A 15,869-nucleotide genomic window follows, 5' to 3' on the forward strand; every position below is an offset into this window, starting at 1 on the left:
ACATGAAACTTACTCGTAGAGAATCAAAAACACGTCGCCATAGACGTATTCGTGGTAAAGTTCAAGGCTCTCTAGAACGTCCACGGCTAGCTGTATTTCGCTCTAATGAGCATATTTACGCTCAAGTAATTGATGATACTCAACATCATACTTTGGTGTCAGCCTCAACCGTAGAGCCAGAGTTGAAATCGAGTTTAGCATCAGGTGCTAACCGCGACGCATCAGCGCAAGTTGGCAAATTAATAGCAGCGCGATCGCTAGAAAAAGGCATCACCAAAGTTGTCTTCGATCGCGGTGGCAACCTATACCACGGTCGTATCCAAGCACTAGCTGATGCAGCACGTGAAGCTGGTTTAGATTTCTAAATTAGTCAAAAGTCCAAAGTCCATAGTCAAAAGTAATGACTATCGACTGTTGACTGTTGACTCTTGACCCTTGACTAATAGAGAGCATTTAATTATGGCAACTGGTCGTCGTAAAGCGAACCGCGCAAAAAAAGAAGAAACCAACTGGCAAGAACGGGTAATTCAAATCCGCCGGGTGAGCAAGGTCGTCAAAGGTGGTAAAAAACTCAGCTTCCGCGCGATCGTGGTTGTCGGTAACGAACGCGGTCAAGTGGGTGTTGGCGTAGGCAAAGCCTCTGATGTAATTGGTGCGGTGAAAAAAGGCGTAGCCGACGGTAAAAAACATCTGATTGATATTCCAATTACTAAATCTAATTCCATACCCCATCCCATTGATGGTGTTGGTGGCGGAGCTAAAGTGATTATGCGCCCAGCAGCACCCGGTACTGGCGTAATTGCTGGTGGGGCTGTGCGGACTGTACTGGAATTAGCAGGAGTTCGTAACGTCTTAGCCAAGCAACTAGGCTCCAACAATCCACTTAACAATGCTAGAGCCGCAGTCAACGCTTTATCTACATTGCGTACATTGACTGAAGTTGCTGAAGATAGGGGTGTTCCTATTGAAAATCTCTACACCGTTTAGTAGAGTCAATTTTTCCTCCTTCTTTGTGTAAAAAATTACTATTTACATCATGAGACTCAACGATGTTAAGCCTCAAAAAGGCTCAAAAAAACGCCGTCGCCGTGTAGGTAGAGGTATTTCTGCCGGACAAGGTGCTAGCGCTGGTTTAGGGATGCGGGGTCAAAAATCCCGTTCTGGTAGTGGTACCCGCCCAGGTTTTGAAGGTGGTCAACAGCCATTGTACCGCCGCCTACCTAAGTTAAAGGGTTTTCCGATAGTTAATCAGAAAATTTACACTACGATTAATGTAGATAAGCTAGCTTCTCTGCCAGCCAATACAGAAGTAACTTTGGAATCTTTAAAAGCAGCGGGTATCCTGACTGCCATCAAAGGTCCATTGAAAATTTTGGGTAACGGAGAATTGAGCGTTCCACTCAAAGTAAAAGCGGCAGCTTTTACAGGTCAAGCTCGTAGCAAAATTGAGGCAGCTGGAGGAAGTTGCGAAGTACCAGAGTGAGCCAGAATAGCGCACTTAAATGCTAGCTAACTCGCTTCCAGCGCCTGGTTCACGATAAAGGTAGCACTCTATGATCAGTCGAGACAAAGCCCCAACGGCTCAAGAAACTTTTATGCAGATGGCTCAAGCAGCTGGACTGAGAGGTAGGCTGCTTGTAACTGTCGGTATTTTAATTTTGGTTCGCCTGGGTATCTTTCTGCCTGTACCAGGTATTGATAGAACTAGGTTTCACGAGGCTATATCGGGAAATAATTCTATCTTCGGCTTATTGGATATATTTTCTGGGCGGGGACTTTCGACTTTGGGAGTCTTTGCCTTAGGTATTTTGCCCTTCATTAATGCGTCCATTATTATCCAATTGCTCACAGCTGCTATCCCATCTTTAGAAAAGTTACAGAAAGACGAAGGGGAAGCTGGGCGGCGGAAAATTTCGCAAATTACACGCTATGTGTCTTTAGGTTGGGCAATTATTCAAAGTACGGCTTTTTCGGCACTCTTCCTCCAACAGTTTGCCTTACAGCCAGGACCCTTTTTTGTAGCGGAAACTGCGATCGCCCTCACTGCTGGTTCGATGTTCGTGATGTGGGCATCTGAACTAATTACCGAACGCGGTATTGGTAATGGAGCATCATTATTGATTTTTGTCAACATTGTGGCATCCCTGCCAAAATCTTTGGGCGATACCATCGATTTGGTACAAGTTGGCGGTCGGGAAATTGTGGGTCGGGTGATTGTGCTGGTTTTGGTCTTCCTAGCGACAATTGTTGGTATTGTATTTGTGCAGGAAGGCATTCGTCGTATTCCCATTATTTCCGCACGTCGGCAAGTGGGGCGGCGAGTTTTGGCTGAACAACGTAGCTACCTACCTTTGCGCCTCAACTCTGGTGGCGTAATGCCCATCATTTTTGCCGCAGCCATTCTGAGTTTGCCTCTTTTAATTGCGAATTTCACCAAAAACCCGGACTTAGCAAATATCGTTAACACATATCTTAGTCCTGGTGGTTCTCAGGCTTGGGCTTATGCCTTGGTCTACTTAATTTCTATTATTTTCTTCAGCTATTTCTATTCTTCGTTGATTGTTAACCCAGTAGATGTAGCGCAGAACTTGAAGAAGATGGGTTCGAGTATTCCCGGAATTCGTCCTGGTAAGGCGACTAGCGAATACATTGAGCGTGTAATTAATAGACTGACTTTCTTGGGTGCAATATTTTTGGGCTTTGTTGCAATTATCCCCACAGCTGTAGAAAGTGCTTTAGGAGTACCAACCTTTAAGGGACTAGGGGCTACATCTTTGCTAATTCTAGTTGGTGTAGCAATTGACACAGCAAAACAAGTCCAAACCTATGTTATATCTCAGCGCTATGAAGGAATGGTGAAACAATAGTGACGCGATTAATCTTCTTGGGGCCACCTGGAGCTGGTAAAGGAACTCAATCTCAAAAATTGGCTGAACACTTGCAGATACCCCATATTTCTACGGGTGATATTTTACGGCAAGCAATGAAAGACCAAACACCTTTGGGAGTGAAAGCTCAAAGTTATGTTGATAGCGGTGAGTTAGTTCCCGACCAGCTTGTACAGGAATTGGTACAGGAGCGCCTAGGACAACCCGATGCCAATTCAGGTTGGATTCTAGATGGCTTTCCCCGTAAAGTAACACAAGCAGCTTTTTTAGAAGAGTTGCTGGAAAACATACATCAGGGTGGAGAAAAGGTAGTTAACCTGGATGTGCCAGATGATGTGGTAGTAGCAAGGTTACTGGCACGGGGTAGAAAAGATGACAGCGAAGAAGTTATTCGGCGTCGTCTAGAAGTATATCGCTCGGAAACTGCACCCTTGATTGATTATTATGGCGATCGCCAAAAGCTGCTCACGGTCAATGGCAATCAATCCCAAGAAGAAGTCACCACAGAACTGCAAAAGGTAATAGCGTCTTAAGCAAGATATACAAGGGTTAGTAGGGAGAAATCCCAGTTTCATATTTCTCCCATAACCCCAATTTCAACCCACAGATAAAATTCACTGCTGTCTCTCTCGGTAGGGCAGATGGCAATTTTAGCTAAGATATATTAAGAAACTGTTGATATATTTCGTGAAGTATGTTCTCTTGCAGGTGAAGAACGGCAAAAGAACAGGAGATTGTTGAGTTGAGGAAAAAACAAATTGTCTAAGCAAGATTTGATTGAAATGGAAGGCACGGTTACTGAGTCATTACCCAACGCCATGTTTCGCGTTGACTTGGATAATGGCTTTAATGTCCTGGCACACATTTCGGGCAAAATCCGCCGGAATTACATCAAGATTTTACCTGGCGATCGCGTCAAAGTGGAGCTAACTCCCTACGACTTGACAAAGGGCAGAATCACCTATCGACTGCGCAAGAAGTAATGTTATGTAGAGAATATTACCATATAATCCCTTTCTTGGGTGTTATCTAGTCATTTAACTGACTAATTTCCTTAAAAATGCTATAATTCACTATTTGGAGTTAATTACAAAAGGCATGAAAGTCCGAGCCTCAGTCAAGAAGATTTGCGAAAAGTGTAACGTGATCAAACGCCGTGGTCGCGTCATGGTGATTTGTGTTAACCCCAAGCATAAGCAACGTCAAGGCTAGCGCTCTGATTGTAACCAGAGTGAATGCGACACAAAAACGCCAGACAAAGCCCAACATGCGATTAATCGCATTTTTCTAACAGCAATTGCGAGAACAACAGGGAGAAATTCATTGTGGCACGTATTGCCGGAGTAGACCTTCCACGCGATAAGCGTGTCGAAATTGGTCTAACCTATATCTACGGAATTGGTTTATCTAGGTCGCAAGAAATTTTAGCGACTACAGGTGTTAACCCAGACACCCGCGTCAAAGAACTCAGTGATGCTGATGTTGCTGCTCTGCGAGGAGAAATAGAAAGTAACTATCAAGTTGAAGGGGACTTGCGCCGCTGGGAAGCGATGAACATCAAGCGCCTCATTGATATTGGTACATACAGAGGACGTCGTCATCGTATGGGCTTACCAGTTAGAGGACAAAGAACTCGTACCAATGCCAGAACCCGTCGTGGTAGAAGGCAGACAGTGGCTGGGAAGAAGAAAGCACCAGGCAAATAATATTTTCACGCTTGCTCATCCGAGCAAGGTTTACCTTAAATTCACTACACAACTATGGCGCGACAACCAACCAAAAAATCTGGAAGCAAGAAGCAGAAACGGAACGTACCCAACGGTATGGCTTACATTCAGTCTACTTTCAACAATAGCATTGTCACCATTACCGATCAAAACGGAGATGTAATTTCTTGGGCAAGTGCTGGTTCTAGTGGTTTTAAGGGTGCCAAAAAGGGAACTCCCTTTGCTGCACAAACCGCCGCTGAAAGTGCCGCGCGTCGAGCTATCGACCAAGGAATGCGTCAAATTGAGGTCATGGTGAGCGGGCCGGGTGCAGGTAGAGAAACTGCCATTCGGGCACTCCAAGGAGCCGGGCTGGAAATTACACTAATTCGCGATATTACTCCAATTCCTCATAATGGTTGCCGTCCACCTAAGCGCCGTCGAGTTTAAATCCAATCCTTCGGGGCGGTGGAAGCAAAAAGTTCGAGCAATGGAAAAGTCACTTGTCATACCTGCTTGAATTTTTAGCTTGTAAACTGCTGTGGCAAGATTGTGGCTTTAGAACTTCAGACGGCTTGGGGAACCGGAAGACTATCAAATGCTTACTGAAGTAGGTTTACCTAACTTCGGAAAACCCAAAATTAAATATTAGCGCCCGCAAGCCGAAGTAGAAAATCAAATAGCAAAATTTGCAGTTGGCTAATTGATACACCGACAGTAAGCTTCAGGGCAAGAACTAAAATTCGGGAGGCAATCTATTTGCCTACTAGCAGCACCTTAAAAAGAGGGAGGAAACTCCGTGGCGCAGTTTCAAATTGAATGTGTAGAGTCTACAACTGAGGAAAGTCGAAGCCATTACAGTAAGTTTGTCTTGGAACCTCTAGAACGCGGTCAAGGAACAACAGTTGGTAACGCCTTAAGGCGTGTTTTACTGTCCAATCTAGAGGGAACAGCAGTTACAGCAGTGCGGATTGCAGGTGTTTCACACGAGTTTGCCACCGTTCCAGGCGTGCGCGAAGACGTACTGGAAATTCTGATGAGAATGAAGGAAGTTATTCTCAAAAGCTACTCGTCTCAACCTCAAATTGGGCGGCTACTTGTGAATGGCCCCACAATAGTCACTGCGGCGCATTTTGATTTGCCAAGTGAAGTAGAAGTTATCGATCCGACCCAATATGTAGCCACCTTAGCTGAAGGCGGGAAGCTAGAAATGGAATTTCGGATCGAGAAAGGTAAAGGTTATCGCACCGTAGAACGAGGAAGAGAAGAAGCCACATCGCTGGACTTTCTGCAAATCGACTCGGTATTTATGCCAGTGCGAAAGGTCAACTATAGCGTCGAGGAAGCCCGTGGGGATGGCTCGATCACTAAAGACCGATTGCTATTGGAAGTTTGGACAAATGGTAGTGTATCTCCCCAAGAGGCACTATCATCTGCTGCGGGGATTCTGGTAGATTTATTTAACCCATTGAAAGATATTTCACTAGAACCTACCGATACAGGTTCAGATATTCCAGACGATCCCACTGCCCAAATTCCGATTGAAGAGTTGCAGCTTTCTGTACGGGCATACAACTGTCTCAAGCGAGCGCAAGTTAACTCTGTAGCCGACTTGTTGGATTATACCCAAGAAGACCTGTTAGAAATTAAAAACTTTGGTCAGAAGTCAGCGGAAGAAGTAGTTGAAGCTTTACAGCGACGCTTAGGCATTACCCTGCCCCAAGAAAGAAGCTCTAAACACAGCTAAGTCAAAACCGTTAGTAATAGATAGTGCATTATTATGCGTCACCGTTGTCGGGTCAAAAAACTTGGTAAACCAGCAGACCAGCGTCGTGCTTTGTTGCGGGCGCTGACTACCGAACTGGTGCGTCATGGACGAATTACCACTACTTTAGTCCGAGCTAAAGTACTGCGCTCTGAAGTAGATAAAATGATTACCTTAGCTAAGGATGGCTCTTTAGCAGCACGTCGGCAAGCTCTAGGCTATATCTACGATAAACAACTAGTCCATGCCCTTTTTGAACAAGCTCCCACTCGGTATGCTAATCGTCAAGGGGGTTATACGCGCATCCTTCATACAGTGCCTCGTCGGGGCGATAATGCTGAGATGGCCATTATTGAACTAGTTTAAGTCGTTAGTCATTGGTCATTAGTCATTTGCAAAAGACAAAAGACAAATGACAAAGAACAAAATCTGTATGTTAGAAAGCCACCAGCCAACAGGAACTCATAGAGTCGCCCTGGTAATTCAATACCTGGGCACTCATTTTCATGGCTGGCAAAGGCAAAAGCAGCAGCGTACAGTTCAAGAAGAGATAGAAACTGCGATCGCTAAAATTCTTGGGTATCATGTGACACTACATGGTGCGGGTAGAACCGATGCTGGAGTTCATGCCGCCGCCCAAGTAGCCCATTTTGAAGCGACAGGTTTGATTCCACCTCATAAATGGGCAGCCATCCTTAATAGCTATTTGCCCAATGATATTTTAATCAGGGCGTCAGCAGGTGTAGGTAATCGTTGGCACGCTCGCTTTAGTGCAGCCTATCGGCGGTATCGCTACACCATATACACAGAAGATCAGCCGAACTTGTTCGTCAGACCCTTCAGTTGGCATTATTATTATGCACCCCTAGATGAATCCTTAATTAAAGCTGCCCTAAAACCCCTGCTGGGAAAGCATCATCTGGCTGCTTTTCACCGTGCAGGCTCAAAGCGATCGCATTCTTGGGTAGAAGTACAAGCAGCAGAATGTCATTGCAGCGGGCCATTAATTCATATTGAAATCCAGGCAGATGGATTTTTGTATGGCATGGTTCGGTTGTTGGTAGGGATGCTAGTACAAGTAGGTACTGGACAGCGCACCCTAGCTAACTTTACTGAATTGTGGAAAGCTGAACGACGAGAAGAAGTGAAATATGCCGCACCTGCTCAAGGCTTATGCTTGTTACGAGTCGGCTATCCAGATTTCCCTTTTTCCTCAGATGTTTGGTATGAAAATCTGCCAAAATTCGTTTTTAGTCAAGAGGAGCCAGCGCCGTGGGCGGGTTTCCCGACTTGAGGAGCCACTGCGTTGCGCGGGTCCCCCGCGTTGAAGCAAGTGGCGTGCGACTGGCGTTCAATGGTCAAGAGTCAAGAGTTAGTAGGCTAAATGACAAATGACAAGTGACAAATGACAAACAAAAATGATAAAGGACAAATGATAAATGACTAAAACATACCTTCCTCCTCAAGAAGCGCTTGAGCGTGAGTGGTACATAGTAGATGCCACAGACCAACGCCTCGGTCGCCTCGCTAGTGAAATCGCTATGGTTTTGAGAGGCAAAAAGAAAGCCGAGTATACGCCTCACCTTGACACAGGTGATTTCGTGATTGTGATCAATGCTGAGAAAATAGCCGTCACAGGTAAAAAACGTACTCAAAAGCTTTACCGTCGCCATTCAGGCCGTCCTGGCGGGATGAAGACAGAAACCTTTGCCAAGCTGCAACAGCGTCTACCAGAAAGAATTGTAGAACACGCTGTCAAAGGAATGTTACCAAAAAATAGCCTGGGTAAGCAGTTGTTTACCAAGCTGAAAGTCTATGCTGGGCCAACTCATCCCCACGCAGCGCAAAAACCCAAAGAACTAAAAGTTAATACAATTCCTGGAGCAGAAAGTTAATGGTAGCAGTAGCAGAAACCACTAGTGGTCGCGCCGTCTACTGGGGTACTGGTCGTCGTAAGTCCTCAGTAGCAAGAGTTCGCTTGGTTCCCGGTAGCGGTCAACTGATCGTGAATGGTAAAGATGGAAACTTGTATTTCCAATTCAACGCCAACTATCTTGGTGTGATCAAAGGACCTCTAGAAACTCTGGGACTAGAGAACGAATATGACATTTTGGTGAAAGCTGAAGGTGGTGGCTTGACCGGACAGGCTGATTCTATTCGCCTAGGAGTTGCCCGCGCCCTATGCCAACTAGATCCAGATAACCGTTCCCCGTTAAAAATCGAAGGCTACCTAACTCGTGACCCACGAGCCAAAGAACGGAAGAAATACGGTTTGCACAAAGCTCGGAAAGCACCTCAGTACTCTAAACGGTAGGGAATTGGTGATGGGGCATGAGGCATTGAGTCTATCTCTGGGTTTTCCCGATCCCTATTCCCTAATCTTCTGAACTCATCTGAAAGTTATAATTGATATAGATTCACCACAAAAGGAACAATGGCTAAACCTGATATTCATCCCAAGTGGTATCCAGATGCGAAAGTTTACTGCAACGGTCAAGTTGTGATGACAGTTGGCTCTACTAAGCCAGAACTGCACGTAGATGTTTGGTCTGGAAACCATCCATTTTACACCGGCACCCAGAAAATTATTGATACTGAGGGTCGAGTAGAGCGTTTCCTTCGCAAGTACGGTATGAGCAGCACTCAAAGCGCTGGCGACAAAAACAAAAAGTAGCGGGTTGGCTCTGCTGTTAACGACGACCCTGCAATTGAGCTGGGTCGATTGTCATTTTTTGCCGAGCCAATTTGTTATTTTAAGGAGCGATCGCACTCATCATGGCTGAATCATACCTGCTGGAGAAATTAAAATCCGTTGAACAAACCTTTAATGAATTGACACGTCGCCTTGCTGACCCTGATACTGCAAAAAATCCTGATGAGTATCAAAAAATTGCCAAGGCTCGTTCTTCTTTTGAAGAGGTAGTTAATACCTATGAAAATTGGAAAACTGCACAAGAAGAATTAGTAGGGGCGCGTCAAGTACTCAAAGAAGCAAACGGCGATCCAGAGTTGCAAGAAATGGCAGCGCTGGAAGTAGATGAACTAGAGCAAAAGCTGGAATATTTAGAGAACCGCTTAAAAATATTATTACTACCTCGCGATCCCAACGATGATAAGAATATTATGTTGGAAATTCGCGCTGGTACTGGCGGCGATGAAGCGAGTATTTGGGCAGGCGATTTACTGCGGATGTACTCTCGCTACGCTGATAGCCAGGGTTGGAGAGTGAAACTAGTGAGCGAGTCACTAGGTGAAATGGGCGGTTTTAAAGAAGTAATCCTGGAAATTCAGGGTGATAGCGTTTACAGCAAGCTGAAGTTTGAAGCGGGAGTACATCGCGTACAGCGTGTACCTGCAACTGAAGCAGGGGGAAGGGTTCACACTTCCACAGCAACAGTAGCTATCATGCCAGAAGTCGATGATGTGGAAATCCATATTGACCCGAAGGATATTGAAATGACTACAGCTCGTTCTGGTGGCGCAGGTGGACAGAACGTTAACAAGGTGGAAACAGCTGTTGACTTGATGCACAAACCAACTGGAATTCGGATTTTCTGTACGGAAGAACGCAGCCAGTTGCAAAACAAAGAACGGGCAATGCAAATTCTCCGGGCGAAACTGTACGAAATGAAGTTACGCGAACAACAAGAAGCTGTAACTTCTATGCGCCGATCGCAAGTTGGTACAGGATCGCGATCGGAAAAAATTCGCACCTACAATTATAAAGACAACCGCGTTACCGACCACCGTCTGGGTCAAAACTATTCCCTTAACCCAGTGTTAGAAGGCGATCTGGAGTCAGTTATTCAATCTTGTATTTCTCAAGACCAGCAGGAACGTTTAGCAGAGTTAGCGGCCTCTGGTGCCACCAGCTAATCGGGTTATTTTATAAAATGTGGGTACCGCTTGTTCTAACACACAGGCGGTTTTTTATTGTAATACCTACTGAGCAAAAAGCTAATATCAATTCAAATAATGTTTGCGACAGCTAAATTCTTTGTAGAGGCAAGGCATCAGTAAAATAATTTGGATATCCCAAAATACTGTTGGAGCCATGCTTCTACTCATCTGTAGCATTCTTTTTTCAATATGGTATAACTGGAAATGAATTGATTAATTTATAACAATATAATATAGCGAAAATACTAGTAATAACTTCCATCAAAAATGCTGGAAGTAACACTTAAATAATCTAAAAAAATGTAAATTTTTATTAAATTAAATTTTTTAGAGGTGCAGATTATGGCAATAAACAACGAACCTTCAGAATGGCAAGCAGAATCGAGCAATTCTTTTGTGCCAGTTTATTATAAAGGTAATTTAACTGGGTTTTTTCAACAAGACTATGTTGATGAAATCATCAAGTTTTTAAATGAGCAAGAAGTTTTAAATAAAGCACTTAGATTAGCCTGCACTGATTTAATTAAAAAAACTGGTGGCGATGCTAACCAAGTCAAGAATTTAATGAAAAAATATATCAAAATTAGCGAACGTCCAAAGTACGGAACTAGAGCGATCGCGCTTTTGTTAAAAGAAAGACAAAAAGAACTAGATTTGAGTAGTCAGGAGTTTACTAAATTCTGCGATACATTTAAAGTTTCTCCCTTAGAACTAGATAATATTTATGCTGGAGAACCAATAGATGATAGTTTGTTAGCTCCCCTTGCACGAATATTAGGACTATCAAAAGAGCAATTACTAGAAGTAAGAGATGGTATTGAAGAATAACTCACATATAATTGCGTGAAAACTGACATTTTATTTTATCGTCTTTTTCAAGAATTACCCAGTATCTTCTTTGAACTGATTGGCAATTCTCCTGAAGAGGCAAACAATTATAGATTTTCATCAACGGATTTATCTCAATGAATTAGGTGAGACTGCAACGCTCCCAATTGGGATAGCGACCGTTAAATTAGTAGTTGAAGAAGCAGATACGGCTATCACCCAAGCAAGGGAGTTGATAGAGAGAACTAAACAAGAGATAAACTCACAGTTACAGCAGCAATTATTACAATTAATAGAGACTATTTTGGTTTACAAATTTCCTAACATGAGTCGGGAGGAAATCGAAGCAATGTTTAGCTTAAGCGAGTTAAAGCAAACAAGATTTTATCAGGAAGCTTTTCAGGAAGGCAAAGAACAAGGTGAGCGCAGTGGAAAGTTAAAAGCAGTACTACCAATGTTGACAGCAGGGTTGACTGTAGAGCAAATAGCCGAGGCTTTGGAATTGAGTGTAGAGGAAGTCAGGCAAGCAGTACAACAGCAGTCTTCTGATTCAGGCAGATCCAGCGAAAAATAGCAGCACAATTAAATGCTAGGTTAAGCCAATGTCGAAATGGGTAGCTGTGACTAGGTATATATAACTTAATCAGCTTTCAACGTGGCAATCTCAAACTCTTTTTTTATGATTCAAAAATTTTATTTGACGAAATATTAATTAAATTTTGTTAAGATTGACACGGCGTTAGCACTTCATCCCCCAACTACCCATTCCCTACCTGAGAGAAACTTGATGCTGCGACTAGAACATATCAGTAAAATTTACCCCACAGGCGAAGTTCTCAAAGACATCAACTGGGAAGTAAAACCAGGCGATCGCATTGGCTTAGTCGGTGTCAACGGTGCAGGTAAATCTACTCAACTGAAAATCATCTCTGGGGAAATTGAACCCACATCTGGAGAGATTATTCGTCCTGCAAGTTTACACATAGCCTACCTCAACCAAGAGTTTGAAGTAGATCCCACTCGCACTGTGAGAGAGGAATTTTGGACTGTCTTTAAAGAAGCTAATCAAGTGCAGCTTTTCATCGCCCAAGTGACAAGAGACATGGAAACTGCAACTCCAGAGGAACTAGATCGATTGATCCACAAATTGGATCGTTTACAACGGCAATTTGAAGCTTTGGATGGCTACGGCTTAGAAGCACGCATTGGGAAAATTTTACCAGAGATGGGTTTTGAACCAGAAGATGGCGATCGCCTCGTTAGCGCCTTCTCTGGTGGTTGGCAGATGCGGATGAGTTTGGGTAAAATCCTGTTGCAAAAACCTGATTTATTGCTGCTGGACGAACCGACTAACCATTTAGACTTAGAAACTATTGAGTGGTTGGAAAATTACTTAAAAAGTCTAGTCACTCCAATGGTGATAGTCTCCCATGACCGGGAGTTTCTTGACCGCCTCTGCACTCAAATTGTAGAAACAGAACGTGGTGTTTCTACTACTTACCTGGGTAATTATTCCGCATACCTGCAACAAAAAGCAGAAAATGAATCAGCACAGTTGAGTGCTTACGAACGCCAGCAAAAAGAATTAGAAAAGCAGCAAGCATTTGTTGATAGATTCCGCGCCAGTGCTACCCGCAGTACCCAAGCAAAAAGCCGCGAAAAACAATTAGAAAAAATTGAACGCATTGAAGCACCTACGGCTGGAGTCAGAACTTTGCATTTCCGCTTTCCTGATGCACCTCGTAGTGGCAGAGAGGTCGTCAGCATTAAAGATTTAACCCATATCTATGATGATAAAATATTATTTTTGGGAGCAAATCTTTTAATTGAAAGAGGCGATCGCATTGCTTTTCTCGGTCCTAACGGTGCTGGAAAATCTACCCTATTGCGGGTAATTATGGGTATGGAACCAGCCACAGAAGGTCAAGTTAAATTAGGCGATCACAACGTTATTCCCGGTTACTTTGAGCAAAATCAGGCAGAAGCTTTGGATTTGAAAAAGACAGTCATGGAAACTATTCATGATGAAGTTCCTGACTGGAAAAATGAAGAAGTTCGTACACTTTTGGGACGCTTTTTATTCAGTGGAGATACAGTATTTAAGCAAGTTGGCGCGTTAAGTGGAGGAGAAAAAGCGCGTCTAGCTTTAGCTAAAATGCTCTTGCGTCCAGCGAATTTACTAATTTTAGATGAGCCGACAAACCATTTAGATATTCCAGCCAAAGAAATGTTGGAAGAAGCACTGCAACACTATGAGGGCACGGCGATTGTTGTTTCTCACGACCGTTATTTTATCTCGCAGGTAGCTAATAAAATTGTAGAAATTCGTGATGGAGAATTCCGCGTTTATTTAGGCGATTATCATTACTACCTAGATAAAATTGCTGAAGAAAAAGAACAAGCAAGATTAGCTGCGATCGCTGCGGAAAAAGCTGCTAAAAAAGCTGCCAAAGCTGCTAAAGCATCAGCAAAACGCAAATAATGGTGGATTAAATAAAGTCCAAAAACTTTGATTTTGTAGGGTGTGTGAGGCAAAGCCTTAACGCACCTTTATTTATCAAAACATCTTACACTGCCGCCTTTACCCAGTTAAGTACAGAACGATAAGTTAATAAATCTATAATTTTTTGTCAGGAAAATTATCAGTATCCTTAACCAGGAATTACTGAAAATTATTGTTAATAATCCAGTTTTTACTGATGAGTAGTCCCACACAATTATCACAAAAAATACGCAAAAGTTACTAAAAGTAAAAAAAATCTAAAAAATACTGAAATCATTCATAAAAGAAGTTAATAAGCAGAAATTCACTTGCAGCGGTGATTAGCAGTGGTATCATTCGGGTATTACAAAAAGTAAAGGGCAATTTTACTATGACCAAAGCACCTGTTGCTCCTGTGGTGCTAGTCATTTTAGACGGATGGGGCTACTGCGAGGAGAAGCGTGGAAACGCTATAGTTAATGCGAAAACTCCAGTCATGGATAGCTTATGGACAGCTTATCCACACACCCTCATTCGCACATCAGGAAAAGCCGTAGGGTTGCCAGATGGTCAAATGGGCAACTCGGAAGTTGGTCATTTGAACATTGGCGCTGGGCGAGTAGTACCGCAAGAATTAGTACGCATCTCCGATGCGGTGGAAGACGGTTCTATTAAGCTCAATCCAGCACTTGTCAAAATTTGCCAGGAAGTGCGCGATCGCAATGGCAAGCTTCACATAGTAGGTCTGTGTTCAGAGGGTGGAGTACATTCCCATCTCACCCATTTATTCGGACTACTGGACTTAGCAAAGGATCAGCAAATTTCCCAAGTTTGTATCCATGCGATTACCGATGGTCGTGACACCACACCGACCGAGGGTGTCAAAGCAATAGGGCAGCTGCAAGAATATATAGACCGCGTAGGTGTAGGGCAGATAGTCACCCTCAGCGGTCGCTACTACGCGATGGATCGCGATCATCGCTGGGATCGGGTTAAACGTGCCTATGACGTAATGACCCAAGATGAAGTAACCGATAATCGCCAAGCCGTAGAAGTTTTAGCAGCATCCTACGCCACCGGAGTCACAGACGAATTCATCAACCCCACACGTATTGCTCCTGGCGCAATTGCAGCCGGGGATGGAGTGATATTCTTCAACTTCCGCCCCGATCGCGCTAGACAACTCACTCAAGCTTTTGTTAGCCCAGAATTTAAGGGCTTTGAAAGGCAGTTAATTCAACCACTTTCTTTTGCTACTTTTACTCAGTACGATCCAGATTTAAAAGTAGCTGTTGCCTTTGAGCCACAGAATCTCACCAATATTTTGGGAGAGGTCGTCGCCAATCACGGATTAAAGCAATTCCGCACCGCTGAAACCGAAAAATACGCCCACGTTACCTACTTCTTTAATGGCGGTCTAGAAGATCCTTTCGAGGGTGAAGACCGCGAACTTGTAAGTAGTCCTATGGTAGCAACTTACGATAAAGCCCCGGCGATGTCCGCAGCAGCCGTTACAGAAGTTGCGATCGCAGCAATTGAGAAATGTATCTACTCGTTAGTTGTGATTAACTATGCTAACCCAGATATGGTAGGGCATACAGGTCAGATAGAAGCTACGATAGAAGCAATTGAAAAAGTTGATCTCTGTTTGGGTCGCCTACTTGCTAGCATTACTAATGTTGGGGGGACAACAATTATTACTGCCGACCACGGTAATGCTGAGTATATGCTAGATGATGCGGGTAATCCTTGGACAGCCCACACCACTAACCCCGTCCCCTTAATTTTGGTGGAAGGAGAAAAAGCTAAAATCCCTGGACATGGTACAAATGTCGAACTGCGAAGCGATGGCAAGCTAGCCGACATTGCACCGACAATTCTAGAGATTTTACAACTACCTCAGCCATCAGAAATGACAGGGCGATCGCTAGTTGTACCGGCTGGATATGATGTGCAACGCAGTCGTACTCCCGAACCAGTAGGTTTGTAAAAAAATAACAGTTAGCTGTTACTTAAACCCTGACACTTCTGTTTTGAAATTGACTATCTATTTAGATTGCTACCATGACAGTTTCTAATATTGTTCAAGGCATTTGGGCGCTTTCCGCCGTTGGTTTAATCGTCTTAGTACTGCTGCATAGTCCTAAAGGAGATGGTATTGGAGCCATTGGTGGACAAGCTCAACTGTTTAGCAGCACCAAAAGCGCAGAAAACACCTTAAACCGAATTACTTGGGCATTAACAGTAATTTTTCTAGGTTTAACCGTAGTTTTAAGTGCTGGTTGGCTACCTAAGTAACC

The 15,869-nt window shown here is 43.7% G+C and carries 20 protein-coding genes and 1 pseudogene; all 21 read left to right on the plus strand.

Going from position 1 to position 15,869, the window contains the following annotated elements; all coding sequences use genetic code 11:
* Positions 1-2: 2 nt before the first annotated feature.
* The 21 genes and pseudogenes from rplR to secG all read left to right on the plus strand — a co-directional run bounded on the left by rplR (position 3) and on the right by secG (position 15,867).
* Positions 3-365, plus strand: a complete 363-nt coding sequence (rplR, locus tag AACU33_RS02095) for a 50S ribosomal protein L18 (protein WP_096586818.1) — start codon at positions 3-5, stop codon at positions 363-365.
* A gap of 94 nt (positions 366-459) precedes the next feature.
* A complete protein-coding gene (gene rpsE, locus AACU33_RS02100) occupies positions 460-987 on the plus strand; it encodes a 30S ribosomal protein S5 (protein WP_096586819.1) in 528 nt (175 codons plus the stop codon).
* Positions 988-1,036: 49 nt separating this feature from the next.
* Positions 1,037-1,483 carry a 50S ribosomal protein L15 gene (gene rplO, locus AACU33_RS02105; RefSeq protein WP_096586820.1) on the plus strand — a complete coding sequence of 149 codons (447 nt, stop codon included), beginning with the start codon at positions 1,037-1,039 and terminating at the stop codon, positions 1,481-1,483.
* Between the two features lie 70 nt (positions 1,484-1,553).
* Complete coding sequence (gene secY / locus AACU33_RS02110) at positions 1,554-2,867, plus strand: preprotein translocase subunit SecY (RefSeq protein WP_096586821.1); 1,314 nt, start codon at positions 1,554-1,556, stop codon at positions 2,865-2,867.
* Complete coding sequence (locus AACU33_RS02115; RefSeq protein ID WP_096586822.1) at positions 2,867-3,421, plus strand: adenylate kinase; 555 nt, start codon at positions 2,867-2,869, stop codon at positions 3,419-3,421. Before secY ends, AACU33_RS02115 begins: the two co-directional genes overlap by 1 nt.
* A gap of 225 nt (positions 3,422-3,646) precedes the next feature.
* Positions 3,647-3,871, plus strand: a complete 225-nt coding sequence (gene infA / locus AACU33_RS02120) for a translation initiation factor IF-1 (RefSeq protein WP_006276978.1) — start codon at positions 3,647-3,649, stop codon at positions 3,869-3,871.
* 115 nt (positions 3,872-3,986) lie between these two features.
* Positions 3,987-4,100 (plus strand): 50S ribosomal protein L36, encoded by a 114-nt coding sequence (gene rpmJ, locus AACU33_RS02125; RefSeq protein ID WP_015129703.1) that lies wholly within the window; start codon positions 3,987-3,989, stop codon positions 4,098-4,100.
* Positions 4,101-4,213: 113 nt separating this feature from the next.
* Positions 4,214-4,594 carry a 30S ribosomal protein S13 gene (rpsM, locus tag AACU33_RS02130; protein WP_086688748.1) on the plus strand — a complete coding sequence of 127 codons (381 nt, stop codon included), beginning with the start codon at positions 4,214-4,216 and terminating at the stop codon, positions 4,592-4,594.
* 54 nt (positions 4,595-4,648) lie between these two features.
* Positions 4,649-5,044, plus strand: coding sequence for a 30S ribosomal protein S11 (rpsK, locus tag AACU33_RS02135; protein ID WP_010998331.1), 396 nt, complete (start codon positions 4,649-4,651; stop codon positions 5,042-5,044).
* Positions 5,045-5,393: 349 nt separating this feature from the next.
* Positions 5,394-6,341, plus strand: coding sequence for a DNA-directed RNA polymerase subunit alpha (locus AACU33_RS02140; RefSeq protein WP_096586823.1), 948 nt, complete (start codon positions 5,394-5,396; stop codon positions 6,339-6,341).
* 33 nt (positions 6,342-6,374) lie between these two features.
* Positions 6,375-6,725 carry a 50S ribosomal protein L17 gene (rplQ, locus tag AACU33_RS02145; RefSeq protein ID WP_096586824.1) on the plus strand — a complete coding sequence of 117 codons (351 nt, stop codon included), beginning with the start codon at positions 6,375-6,377 and terminating at the stop codon, positions 6,723-6,725.
* 67 nt (positions 6,726-6,792) lie between these two features.
* A complete protein-coding gene (gene truA, locus AACU33_RS02150; protein ID WP_096586825.1) occupies positions 6,793-7,653 on the plus strand; it encodes a tRNA pseudouridine(38-40) synthase TruA in 861 nt (286 codons plus the stop codon).
* 145 nt (positions 7,654-7,798) lie between these two features.
* Positions 7,799-8,254, plus strand: a complete 456-nt coding sequence (gene rplM / locus AACU33_RS02155; protein WP_096586826.1) for a 50S ribosomal protein L13 — start codon at positions 7,799-7,801, stop codon at positions 8,252-8,254.
* Complete coding sequence (gene rpsI / locus AACU33_RS02160) at positions 8,254-8,673, plus strand: 30S ribosomal protein S9 (protein WP_096586827.1); 420 nt, start codon at positions 8,254-8,256, stop codon at positions 8,671-8,673. The genes rplM and rpsI overlap by 1 nt, the downstream gene beginning before the upstream one ends.
* A 120-nt stretch (positions 8,674-8,793) precedes the next feature.
* Positions 8,794-9,033: a 50S ribosomal protein L31 gene (gene rpmE / locus AACU33_RS02165; RefSeq protein WP_096586828.1), complete on the plus strand. Its 240-nt coding sequence runs from the start codon at positions 8,794-8,796 to the stop codon at positions 9,031-9,033.
* Between the two features lie 101 nt (positions 9,034-9,134).
* A complete protein-coding gene (gene prfA / locus AACU33_RS02170; RefSeq protein WP_096586829.1) occupies positions 9,135-10,235 on the plus strand; it encodes a peptide chain release factor 1 in 1,101 nt (366 codons plus the stop codon).
* Positions 10,236-10,601: 366 nt separating this feature from the next.
* Positions 10,602-11,087: a hypothetical protein gene (locus AACU33_RS02175; protein ID WP_096586830.1), complete on the plus strand. Its 486-nt coding sequence runs from the start codon at positions 10,602-10,604 to the stop codon at positions 11,085-11,087.
* A 15-nt stretch (positions 11,088-11,102) separates the two neighbouring features.
* Positions 11,103-11,661: pseudogene (locus AACU33_RS02180) on the plus strand (Rpn family recombination-promoting nuclease/putative transposase).
* 213 nt (positions 11,662-11,874) lie between these two features.
* Positions 11,875-13,569, plus strand: a complete 1,695-nt coding sequence (abc-f, locus tag AACU33_RS02185; protein WP_096586831.1) for a ribosomal protection-like ABC-F family protein — start codon at positions 11,875-11,877, stop codon at positions 13,567-13,569.
* A 391-nt stretch (positions 13,570-13,960) separates the two neighbouring features.
* Positions 13,961-15,559: a 2,3-bisphosphoglycerate-independent phosphoglycerate mutase gene (gene gpmI, locus AACU33_RS02190; protein ID WP_096595092.1), complete on the plus strand. Its 1,599-nt coding sequence runs from the start codon at positions 13,961-13,963 to the stop codon at positions 15,557-15,559.
* A gap of 74 nt (positions 15,560-15,633) precedes the next feature.
* The gene (gene secG / locus AACU33_RS02195) at positions 15,634-15,867 is read left to right on the plus strand and encodes a preprotein translocase subunit SecG (protein WP_086762869.1); all 234 of its coding nucleotides are present in this window, start codon (positions 15,634-15,636) and stop codon (positions 15,865-15,867) included.
* The last annotated feature ends 2 nt before the right edge of the window (positions 15,868-15,869 follow it).

The sequence above is a fragment of the Calothrix sp. NIES-2098 genome (assembly GCF_963875125.1).
Classification (GTDB): Bacteria; Cyanobacteriota; Cyanobacteriia; order Cyanobacteriales; family Nostocaceae; genus Aulosira.

Coding starts and splice junctions, on each gene's coding strand:
- gpmI (WP_096595092.1), top strand. CDS start 13,961: ATGACCAAAGCACCTGTTGCTCCTGTGGTGCTAGTCATTTTAGACGGA.
- rplR (WP_096586818.1), top strand. CDS start 3: ATGAAACTTACTCGTAGAGAATCAAAAACACGTCGCCATAGACGTATT.
- rpsK (WP_010998331.1), top strand. CDS start 4,649: ATGGCGCGACAACCAACCAAAAAATCTGGAAGCAAGAAGCAGAAACGG.
- rpmE (WP_096586828.1), top strand. CDS start 8,794: ATGGCTAAACCTGATATTCATCCCAAGTGGTATCCAGATGCGAAAGTT.
- secG (WP_086762869.1), top strand. CDS start 15,634: ATGACAGTTTCTAATATTGTTCAAGGCATTTGGGCGCTTTCCGCCGTT.
- rpmJ (WP_015129703.1), top strand. CDS start 3,987: ATGAAAGTCCGAGCCTCAGTCAAGAAGATTTGCGAAAAGTGTAACGTG.
- truA (WP_096586825.1), top strand. CDS start 6,793: ATGTTAGAAAGCCACCAGCCAACAGGAACTCATAGAGTCGCCCTGGTA.
- rplO (WP_096586820.1), top strand. CDS start 1,037: ATGAGACTCAACGATGTTAAGCCTCAAAAAGGCTCAAAAAAACGCCGT.
- rpsE (WP_096586819.1), top strand. CDS start 460: ATGGCAACTGGTCGTCGTAAAGCGAACCGCGCAAAAAAAGAAGAAACC.
- rplQ (WP_096586824.1), top strand. CDS start 6,375: ATGCGTCACCGTTGTCGGGTCAAAAAACTTGGTAAACCAGCAGACCAG.
- prfA (WP_096586829.1), top strand. CDS start 9,135: ATGGCTGAATCATACCTGCTGGAGAAATTAAAATCCGTTGAACAAACC.
- abc-f (WP_096586831.1), top strand. CDS start 11,875: ATGCTGCGACTAGAACATATCAGTAAAATTTACCCCACAGGCGAAGTT.
- AACU33_RS02175 (WP_096586830.1), top strand. CDS start 10,602: ATGGCAATAAACAACGAACCTTCAGAATGGCAAGCAGAATCGAGCAAT.
- rplM (WP_096586826.1), top strand. CDS start 7,799: ATGACTAAAACATACCTTCCTCCTCAAGAAGCGCTTGAGCGTGAGTGG.
- secY (WP_096586821.1), top strand. CDS start 1,554: ATGATCAGTCGAGACAAAGCCCCAACGGCTCAAGAAACTTTTATGCAG.
- rpsI (WP_096586827.1), top strand. CDS start 8,254: ATGGTAGCAGTAGCAGAAACCACTAGTGGTCGCGCCGTCTACTGGGGT.